Source organism: Actinomadura bangladeshensis (assembly GCF_004348335.1).
Taxonomy (GTDB): domain Bacteria; phylum Actinomycetota; class Actinomycetes; order Streptosporangiales; family Streptosporangiaceae; genus Spirillospora; species Spirillospora bangladeshensis.
In genome coordinates, this window is the sequence record NZ_SMJW01000295.1 from 1 (window position 1) to 9,040 (window position 9,040).

At 72.9% G+C, this 9,040-nt stretch carries 9 protein-coding genes and 1 pseudogene; 3 read left to right on the top strand and 7 right to left on the bottom strand.

Features of this window, described 5'->3' with window-relative positions; translation table 11 throughout:
* Positions 1-91 precede the first annotated feature (91 nt).
* The 7 genes from E1284_RS35090 to argC form a co-directional block, all read right to left on the bottom strand.
* The gene (locus tag E1284_RS35090; protein ID WP_131944466.1) at positions 92-1,294 is read right to left on the bottom strand and encodes an argininosuccinate synthase; all 1,203 of its coding nucleotides are present in this window, start codon (positions 1,292-1,294) and stop codon (positions 92-94) included.
* A gap of 66 nt (positions 1,295-1,360) precedes the next feature.
* The gene (locus E1284_RS35095; protein ID WP_131944474.1) at positions 1,361-1,864 is read right to left on the bottom strand and encodes an arginine repressor; all 504 of its coding nucleotides are present in this window, start codon (positions 1,862-1,864) and stop codon (positions 1,361-1,363) included.
* Between the two features lie 8 nt (positions 1,865-1,872).
* Entirely contained in the window at positions 1,873-2,790 is a 918-nt protein-coding gene (argF, locus tag E1284_RS35100) for an ornithine carbamoyltransferase (protein ID WP_131944467.1), read from the bottom strand.
* A 2-nt stretch (positions 2,791-2,792) separates the two neighbouring features.
* Positions 2,793-3,986 (bottom strand): acetylornithine transaminase, encoded by a 1,194-nt coding sequence (locus E1284_RS35105; RefSeq protein WP_131944468.1) that lies wholly within the window; start codon positions 3,984-3,986, stop codon positions 2,793-2,795.
* Entirely contained in the window at positions 3,983-4,933 is a 951-nt protein-coding gene (gene argB / locus E1284_RS35110; RefSeq protein WP_131944469.1) for an acetylglutamate kinase, read from the bottom strand. The genes E1284_RS35105 and argB overlap by 4 nt, the downstream gene beginning before the upstream one ends.
* Positions 4,930-6,087: a bifunctional glutamate N-acetyltransferase/amino-acid acetyltransferase ArgJ gene (argJ, locus tag E1284_RS35115; RefSeq protein WP_131944470.1), complete on the bottom strand. Its 1,158-nt coding sequence runs from the start codon at positions 6,085-6,087 to the stop codon at positions 4,930-4,932. The genes argB and argJ overlap by 4 nt, the downstream gene beginning before the upstream one ends.
* On the bottom strand, positions 6,084-7,112 hold the full coding sequence (argC, locus tag E1284_RS35120; RefSeq protein ID WP_131944471.1) for an N-acetyl-gamma-glutamyl-phosphate reductase: 1,029 nt from the start codon (positions 7,110-7,112) through the stop codon (positions 6,084-6,086). The genes argJ and argC overlap by 4 nt, the downstream gene beginning before the upstream one ends.
* A 240-nt stretch (positions 7,113-7,352) precedes the next feature.
* Between argC and E1284_RS35125 the strand changes: the two genes are divergently transcribed.
* From E1284_RS35125 to E1284_RS35135, 3 genes and pseudogenes are all read left to right on the top strand, one after another.
* Entirely contained in the window at positions 7,353-7,856 is a 504-nt protein-coding gene (locus tag E1284_RS35125; RefSeq protein WP_131944472.1) for a MarR family winged helix-turn-helix transcriptional regulator, read from the top strand.
* Entirely contained in the window at positions 7,853-8,821 is a 969-nt protein-coding gene (locus tag E1284_RS35130; RefSeq protein WP_131944473.1) for an ABC transporter ATP-binding protein, read from the top strand. The genes E1284_RS35125 and E1284_RS35130 overlap by 4 nt, the downstream gene beginning before the upstream one ends.
* Positions 8,818-9,040: pseudogene (locus tag E1284_RS35135) on the top strand (ABC transporter permease); the annotation flags it as partial. The gene E1284_RS35130 and the pseudogene E1284_RS35135, both read left to right, overlap by 4 nt.

The window sequence follows — 9,040 nt, forward strand, 5'->3', positions numbered from 1 at the left end:
TCGCTCGGAGCACCGTCCTCCAGCCCCCACCCGCCACCAAGCAAACGACGAGCTTCGCGAGCACCGTACCCGGTGGCCCGTGGCGCGTCCGTTAGGCGTCCAGGTCGCGGTCGCGCTTGGCGGCGATCTTGCTGGGCAGACTCCACAGCTCGACGAAGCCCTTGGCGAGGCTCTGGTCGAAGGCGTCGCCGGTGTCGTAGGTGGCGAGGTCGTAGCTGTAGAGGGACGCGTCGCTGCGCCGGCCGGTGACGACGGCGCGGCCGCCGTGCAGCGTCATCCGGACCTCGCCGGACACCTGCTTCTGCGCGTCGGCGATGAAGGCGTCCAGGGACTCCTTCAGCGGCGAGAACCAGAGGCCGTCGTAGACGAGCTCGCCCCACCGCTGGTCGACGGACCGCTTGAAGCGGGCGAGGTCGCGCTCGACGGTGACGTTCTCCAGTTCCATGTGCGCGGCCATCAGCGCGATCGCGGCCGGTGCCTCGTAGACCTCGCGGCTCTTGATGCCGACGAGCCGGTCCTCGACCATGTCGATGCGGCCGACGCCCTGCGCGCCCGCGCGCCGGTTCAGCTCGGCGATGACCTGGTACGGGGTGAGCGGGCGGCCGTCCAGCGCGACCGGCACGCCGGACGCGAACGCGATGACGACCTCGTCGGCCTCGCGCGGCTCGGCGGGGTCGGCGGTGTAGTCGTAGACGTCCTCGATGGGCCCGTTCCAGATGTCCTCCAGGAACCCGGTCTCGACGGCCCGGCCCCACAGGTTCTGGTCGATGGAGTAGGGCGACTTGGCCGACACGTCGATCGGCAGGCCCTTGTCCTCGGCGAAGGCGATGGCCTTGTCCCGCGTCCAGGCGAAGTCGCGGGCGGGCGCGATGACCTTCAGCTCCGGGGCGAGGGCGGACAGGCCGGCCTCGAAGCGGACCTGGTCGTTGCCCTTGCCGGTGCAGCCGTGCGAGACGGTGGTGCCGCCGAACTCCTTGGCGGCCGACACCAGGTGCTTGACGATCAGCGGCCGCGACAGCGCCGACACCAGCGGGTAGCGGTCCATGTAGAGGGCGTTGGCCTGCATGGCGGGGACGCAGAAGTCCGCGGCGAACTCCTCCTTGGCGTCCACGACGACGGCCTCGGCGGCGCCGCAGGCGAGGGCCCGCTTGCGGATGGTGTCCAGGTCCTCGCCGCCCTGGCCGACGTCCACCGCGACGGCGATGACCTCGCCGCCGGTCTGCTCGGCGAGGTACGGGATGGCGACGGAGGTGTCCAGGCCCCCGGAGTACGCGAGTACGACGCGCTCGCTCATGGTCATTGTCTCCTGTGCGAAGTGTTCGGATTCGGAAGGCTGGGATGCGGGGCCGCGCGGCGGCCCCTAGCTTCGTCGTTCGCGCCCGCCCGTCAGCCTGAGGAGCGCTTCCGCGACGTCCTCCCCGCCGGTTGGATCGCGGGAGATGACGAGGATCGAGTCGTCGCCCGCGACGGTCCCGAGGATCGTCGGCCACTCGGCGTGGTCGATCGCCGAGGCCAGGTACTGCGCGGCCCCGGGCGGGGTCCGCACCATGACCAGGTTGGCCGACGCCTCGGCCGAGACGAGCAGCTCCGCGGCGAGCCGGGAGAGCCGTCCGGTGAAGGTCTCGGCGGCCCCGGTGCGGGCCCGCCGGATCCGCTCGCCGCCCTCTCCGGGGACGGCGTAGATCAGGCTGCCGTCGTCGGCGCGCAGCTTCACCGCGCCGATCTCGACCAGGTCGCGCGACAGCGTGGCCTGGGTGACGTCGACGCCCTCGTCGCCGAGGAGCTTCGCGAGCTCCCCCTGGGAGTGGACGGGGTGCCGGGTCAGCAGCTCGATCACCCGGGCGTGCCGGGCGGCCTTGGTCATGGGGGTGGTCACCGGGACCGCTCCAGAAGCCAGACGAGCAGCGCCTTCTGGGCGTGCAGCCGGTTCTCCGCCTCGTCCCAGACGCGGCTCCGCGGGCCGTCCAGGACGGACGCGGCGATCTCCTTGCCGCGGTAGGCGGGCAGGCAGTGCAGGACGATCGCCTCGGAGTCGGCGCGGGCGAGCAGCTCCTCGTTCACCGAGTACGGCTCGTAGAGCGTGGTGTCCTTGCCGTCCTGGCCCATCGACACCCAGGTGTCGGTGGCGAGGACGTCGGCTCCGGCGGCGGCCTTCGCGGCGTCGTCGGTGACGGTCACGGACCCGCCCGTCGCGGCGGCGATCTCGGTGGCGCGGGCGACGATCGCGGGGTCGGGCGGCAGGGACGCCGGGGCGCCGACGCGGACGTGCATCCCCGCGGTGGCGCAGCCGAGCAGGTAGGAGTGCGCCATGTTGTTGGCGCCGTCGCCGAAGTAGGCGAGGGTGGCGCCGGCGAGGTCGCCCTTGGCCTCCCGCACGGTCTGCAGGTCGGCGAGGATCTGGCAGGGGTGGAACTCGTCGGTGAGGGCGTTGACGACCGGGACGGTGGTGCCGGCGGCCATCTCCTCGATGCGCTCCTGCCCGGCCGTCCGCCACACGATGGCGCTGACCTGCCGCTCCAGGACGCGCGCGGTGTCGGCAATCGTCTCGCCGCGGCCGAGCTGGCTCGTTCCCGCGTCCATGACGAGGGGGTTGCCGCCGAGCTCGGCGATGCCGACGGTGAAGGACAGCCGGGTCCGGGTGGACGGCTTGTCGAACAGGACGGCGACCGACCGCGGGCCTTCGAGGGGCCGGTGGCCGAACCGGTCCTTCTTGACGGCGGCGGCGAGGTCGAGGACCTCGGCCTGCTCGGCGGGGGTGAGGTCGTCGTCCCGGAGGAAGTGCCTGGTCATGCTCATCCCTCCTGGCCCGGGGAGGCGGCGTCGAGGATCGAGGGGAATGCGTCGGTGAACGACCGCGCCTGCCCGGCGGTGAGGACGAGCGGCGGCGCGATCCGCAGCGCGTCCGGCTGGAGCGCGTTGATCAGGAAGCCGGCGTCGCGGGCGGCGGCCTCCACGGCGGCCGCGTGCGGTCCGGTGAGGACGGCGGCCCGCCACAGCCCGCGGCCCCGGACGCCCGCGAGCAGCGGGTGCTCGATGGCGGCGAGCCCGGAGGCCAGGGCCTCCCCCACCGAGACGGCGTGGGCGAGCAGGCCGTCCTTCTCGATGGTGGCGAGGACGGCGAGGGCGGCGGCGGCCGCGACCGGGTTCCCGCCGAAGGTGCTGCCGTGGTCGCCCTTGGCGAACAGGTCGCCGTGCGGGCCGAACGCGACGCAGGCGCCGACCGGCAGCCCGCCGCCGAGGCCCTTGGCGAGGGTGATGACGTCGGGCCTGGCGTTCTCGTGCTCGAACGCGAACCAGGTCCCGGTGCGGCCGATCGCGGACTGGATCTCGTCGGCGACGAACAGCGCGCCCGCCGCGTCGCAGATCTCCCGGGCGGCCGTGAAGTACCCGTCCGGCGGCGGGACGACCCCGGCCTCGCCCTGCGTGGGCTCCAGGAACACTGCCGCACAGTCCTCGTCGACGGAGGCCTTCAGCGCGCCGGCGTCGCCGTAGGGGACGAACCGGACGTCGATGGCGAACGGCCCGAACGGCTCCCGGATCGACGCCTTGCCGGTCAGCGACAGCGCGCCCAGGCTCCGGCCGTGGAACCCGTTCTCCGCGGCGACGAAGTAGGACCGCCCGTTCTGCTTGCCGTACTTGATGGCGAGCTTCAGCGCGCACTCGTTCGCCTCGGTGCCGCTGTTGGCGAGGAAGACCCGCCCGTCGCCGCCGAGCAGCTCCCGCAGCCGCTCGGCGAGCAGCACCTCGGGCTCGTTCAGGAACAGGTTGGACGTGTGGGCCAGCGCCGCGGCCTGCGCCGACACCGCCTCGACCAGGGCCGGGTGCCCGTGCCCGAGGGAGCTGACCGCGATCCCGGCGATCAGGTCGAGGTACTCGCGGCCGGCGGTGTCCCAGACGCGGCAGCCCTCGCCGCGCGCCAGCGCCACCGGCGGCACGCCGTAGTTCGGCATGAACGCGGCCTCGAACCGGGTCCGCAGGTCGCTCATGCGGTCACCTCGGCGGTCACCTCGGCGGGGGCGCCCGGGAGGCTGGGCAGCACCATCGTTCCGATCCCTTCGTCGGTGAAGATCTCCAGCAGCAGCGAGTGCGTGACGCGGCCGTCCAGCACGTGGGCCTGCGGGACGCCGCCGCGGACGGCGGCCAGGCACGCCTCCATCTTCGGCACCATCCCGGCGGACAGGCCGGGCAGCAGCGCGGCCAGCTCGTCGGTGGTGAGGCTGTCGATCACGTCGTCGCTGTCGGGCCAGTCCGCGTAGAGGCCGTCGACGTCGGTGAGGACGACCAGCTTCGCCGCGTCCAGCGCGACGGCCAGCGCGGCGGCGGCCGTGTCGGCGTTGACGTTGTAGACCTCGCCGTCGTCGCCGCGGGCGATGCTGGACACGACCGGGACGCGGCCGTCGTCCAGCAGCGCCCGGACGGCCCCGACCTGCACCTCGACGATCTCGCCGACCTGGCCGATGTCGACCTTCGCGCCGTCCACGACCGCGTGCTTGCGCTCGGCGGTGAACAGGTTCGCGTCCTCGCCGGACATGCCGAGCGCGAACGGCCCGTGCCGGTTGATCAGCCCGACGACGTCCCGCTGCACCTGCCCGGTCAGCACCATCCGGACGACCTCCATGGCCTCCGGCGTGGTGACCCGCAGCCCGGCGGTGAACGTCGAGTCGATGCCGTTGCGGGCGAGCGCCGCGTTGATCTGCGGGCCGCCGCCGTGCACGATCACCGGCTTCAGCCCGGCGTAGCGCAGGAACACGATGTCCTCGGCGAACGAGTGCCGCAGTTCCTCGTCGGTCATCGCGTGCCCGCCGTACTTGATCACGACGGTCTTGCCGTGGAAGCGCTCCAGCCACGGCAGCGCCTTGATGAGCGTCTCCGCCTTCGACAGCACGCCCGCCCGGTTGCCGCGGATCTCCGCGCCGCTGGTGATCGCGCTCATGTGGAGTATGCCGAGTTCTCGTGGACGTAGTCGGCCGTGAGGTCGGTCGTCCAGACGGTGGCGCTGTGCGGGCCGGCGGCCAGGTCGACGGTGATCGTCACGTCCCGGGGGCGCAGGTCGACCTTGTCCCGGTCGTCGCCGGACGCGCCGTTCCGGCACACCCACACGCCGTTGATCGCGACGTTCAGGTGGTCGGGCTCGAACACCGCGTCGGTGGTGCCGACCGCCGACAGCACCCGGCCCCAGTTCGGGTCCTCGCCGTGGATCGCGCACTTGAGCAGGTTGTTGCGGGCGATGGAGCGCCCGACGGTGACCGCGTCGTCCTCGGACGCGGCGCCGACGACCTCGATCGCGATGGCCTTGGAGGCGCCCTCGGCGTCCACGAGCAGCTGCCGGGTGAGGTCCGCGCACACCTCGGTGAGCAGCGCGGTGAACTCCTCCTCGTCCGGGACGGTCTCCGCCGCGCCGGACGCCAGCAGCAGGACGGTGTCGTTGGTCGACATGCAGCCGTCGGAGTCGAGCCGGTCGAGGGTCGCGCCGGTCGCCGCGCGCAGCGCCCGGTCGAGCGCCTCGGCGGGCAGGTCGGCGTCGGTGGTGACGACGCACAGCATCGTGGCGAGGGACGGGGCGAGCATGCCGGCGCCCTTGGCCATCGCGCCGATCATGTAGCCGCCGGCGCCCTGCCGGAAGGAGATCTTGGCGACGGTGTCGGTGGTGCGGATCGCGTCGGCGGCGGCGAGCCCGCCGTCGCCGCGCGACAGCTCGGCGGCGGCCTTGTCGACGCCGGGCAGCAGCAGGTCCATGGGGAGCCGCTCGCCGATCAGCCCGGTGGAGCACACCGCGATCTCGCCGGCGGAGTCCTCCAGCAGCTCGGCGGCCTTCTCGGCGGTGGCATGGGTGTCCTGGAAGCCGGGCGCGCCGGTGCAGGCGTTGGCGCCGCCCGCGTTCAGCACGACCGCGCGGACCCGGCCGCCCTTGAGGACCTGCTCCGACCACAGGACGGGCGCGGCCTTGACGCGGTTGCGGGTGAAGACGCCGGCCGCCGCGCGGGACGGCCCGTCGTTGACGACGAGGGCCAGGTCGCGGTTGCCGCTGTCCTTCAGCCCGGCGACGACGCCGGCGGCGCGGAAACCCCTGGGGGCGGTGACGCTCACGGGGAGACTCCGATCGTGGTGAGCCCGAGTTCTTCGGGCAGGCCGAGGGCGATGTTGGCGCTCTGCACCGCGCCCCCCGCGGTGCCCTTGGCGAGGTTGTCGACGGCGGCGACCACGACGATGCGGCCGGCCGCCTCGTCCAGGGCCGTCTGGAGGAGGACGGTGTTCGCGCCGAGCGTCATGGACGTGGCGGGCCACCGGCCCTCGGGCAGCAGGCCGACGAACGGCTCGCCGGCGTAGGCCCGCTCGTAGGCGGCGCGCAGCGCCGCGGCGGTGACGCCGGTGCGGGCCTTGGCCGTGCAGGTGGCGAGGATGCCGCGGCTCATCGGCGCGAGCGTCGGCGTGAAGGAGACCGTGACCGGCTCCCCCGCCGCCGCGCTCAGGTTCTGGACCATCTCGGGCGTATGCCTATGCGTCCCGCCGACGCCGTAGGCGGAGACCGCGCCCATGACCTCGCTGCCGAGCAGGTGCGGCTTGAGGGCCCGTCCCGCGCCGGAGGTGCCGGACGCGGCGACCACGACGGCGTCGGGCTCGGCGAGCCCGGCGGCGAACGCCGGGGCGAGCGCGAGCGACACGGCGGTCGGGTAGCAGCCCGGCACGGCGATCCGCCTTGCGCCGCGCAGCGCGTCCCGGTGGCCGGGCAGTTCGGGCAGCCCGTAGGGCCAGGTGCCCGCGTGGGGCGTGCCGTAGAACGCCTCCCAGGCGGCCGCGTCGGTGAGCCGGTGGTCGGCGCCGCAGTCGATGACCAGCACGTCCTCGCCGAGCCGCGCCGCGAGCGGGCCGGACTGGCCGTGCGGCAGCGCCAGGAACACCACGTCGTGGCCGGACAGGGTCTCGGGGGTGGTCTCGGCCAGGACGCGCCCGGCCAGGGATCGCAGGTGGGGCTGGTGCGCGCCCAGCTCGGTGCCCGCGTTGGAGCCCGCCGTCAGCGCGCCGATCTCGAACTCTGGATGTCCCGCCAGGATGCGCAGCAGCTCGCCGCCCGCGTACCCGCTGGCGCCGGCGACCGCCGTCCGGATTCCCATCTCCCCATGCCCTCTCGAAGACAACAAGCAAGAGTATGCAGGACCCTGGATGTCTATTCAACGCCGGGGTGCGGTTTTCCCACCTGCTGAGATGAGCGCCACACGGCCCGCGCCCTCGTTCGTCAACGCAGGTTGACATGGCGGCCACGTCAACCTATGTTGACGGGATGGGACGAACGGCGAGTATTTAGAGGGCTAAAGGTTTGCCATCTAAAGTTCAGACCCCTAACATCATTCGCCATGGGGAACTTCGGTATCGACGACCTCAAGCTGTACGGCCCCAGGGAGGAGTGGCCGGTCGGCAGGCTCTTCGCCGCGGCCTCCCGGCTGGCGGGCCCCGTGGTCTGGCGGATCGTCGAGAAGCACGGCATCAGCCCCGCCGGGTACTTCCTGCTGCGGCTGCTCATCGTCGAGGACGGCCTGCGCCCCGGCGAGGTCGCCAAGCGGCTGCACGTGACCCCCGCCACGGTCACCTCGGTGGTCGACACGCTGGAGCGCAACGGGCACGTCCGGCGCGAGCCCTCGCACCGCGACCGGCGCGGGGTCATGCTGCGCATCACCGACTCCGGGCGGCGATTGCTCGCCGAGAAGTCCGAGCCCATCGGGCGGGACCTGGGCCGCCTCTACGACGTCGTCGGCGAGGAGGACGTGGAGGCCGTCCGCCGGTTCCTGCTCGGGCTGATCGAACGATTCGAGAACTACTCCCACGACAACGACGAGGAAGCTGAGGGAGACGGCGCATGACCGAACCCCCGGAGGCCGCCGTGCGCACGGCCGGCCTGGAGAAGACCTATCCCGCGTCCGGGCCGCGCCCGGCGGTGCCCGCCGTGCAGGGCATCGACCTGGACGTCCCGCGCGGCGAGTTCTTCGGGCTGCTCGGCCCGAACGGCGCGGGCAAGTCCACCACCATCGGCATGCTCACCACGCTGGTCGTCCCGACGGGCGGCAGCGCGCACGTGACCGGCCTGGACGTGGTGAAGGACGCCGTCGAGATCAAGCGGCGCATCGGCGTGGTCTCGCAGAACAACACCCTCGACAGCGACCTGACCGTCGTCGAGAACCTGGAGTTCCGCGGCCGGTACTTCGGGCTGAGCGCCCGGGACGCCCGCAAGCGGGCCGCCGAGCTGCTGGAGCTGTTCGGACTGACCGAGACGCGCGGCGGCAACCCGTTCGAGATCTCCGGCGGGCAGGCCAAGCGCGTGATGATCTGCCGGGCGCTCATGCACGGCCCCGAGGTGCTGTTCCTGGACGAGCCGACCGCCGGCCTCGACCCGCAGACCCGCACCAACCTGTGGGAGGTGCTGCGCGGGCTCCAGGCCGCCGGGCAGACGATCGTCCTCACCACCCACTACATGGAGGAGGCCGAGGCCCTCTGCGACCGGGTCGCGGTCGTCGACCACGGCAAGATCCTCGCCAGCGGCACCGTCGACCAGCTGAAGTCCAGCGCGGGCGCCGACACCGTCATCACCGTCAGCTACGACGCCGCCGCCCCGCACGAGATCAAGAGGCTCTCCGACCGGGACGGCATCAGCAGGGTCGAGGTGACCGACGGCCAGGTCCGCGTCTTCGCCGCCGACCCCGAGGGCATCCTCGGCGAGCTCGTCACGATCGGCTCCTCCGCCGGGGTCGGCGTCACCGACGCCACCCAGCTCCGCCCCAGCCTGGAGACCGTCTTCCTCGCCCTCACCGGAAGGGAATACCGCGAATGACCGCCTCAGCCGCTCCCGCCGTCCTGGCGCCGCCGCCCCCGGCGCGCGCGACGGTCCCGCGCACGTTCGCCGCGATGATGGCGCGCGAGGCGCGGGTCATGCGCAAGAACTTCCTGTCGACGTTCGTCCGGGTGCTGGTGCAGCCGGTGCTGTTCGTGTTCGTGTTCGCCTACGTCCTGCCGAAGCTCGGCGGCGGCGCGATGGCGGGCGGGCCGGGCG

Coding starts and splice junctions, on each gene's coding strand:
- E1284_RS35090 (WP_131944466.1), bottom strand. CDS start 1,294: ATGAGCGAGCGCGTCGTACTCGCGTACTCCGGGGGCCTGGACACCTCC.
- E1284_RS35095 (WP_131944474.1), bottom strand. CDS start 1,864: ATGACCAAGGCCGCCCGGCACGCCCGGGTGATCGAGCTGCTGACCCGG.
- argF (WP_131944467.1), bottom strand. CDS start 2,790: ATGACCAGGCACTTCCTCCGGGACGACGACCTCACCCCCGCCGAGCAG.
- E1284_RS35105 (WP_131944468.1), bottom strand. CDS start 3,986: ATGAGCGACCTGCGGACCCGGTTCGAGGCCGCGTTCATGCCGAACTAC.
- argB (WP_131944469.1), bottom strand. CDS start 4,933: ATGAGCGCGATCACCAGCGGCGCGGAGATCCGCGGCAACCGGGCGGGC.
- argC (WP_131944471.1), bottom strand. CDS start 7,112: ATGGGAATCCGGACGGCGGTCGCCGGCGCCAGCGGGTACGCGGGCGGC.
- E1284_RS35125 (WP_131944472.1), top strand. CDS start 7,353: ATGGGGAACTTCGGTATCGACGACCTCAAGCTGTACGGCCCCAGGGAG.
- E1284_RS35130 (WP_131944473.1), top strand. CDS start 7,853: ATGACCGAACCCCCGGAGGCCGCCGTGCGCACGGCCGGCCTGGAGAAG.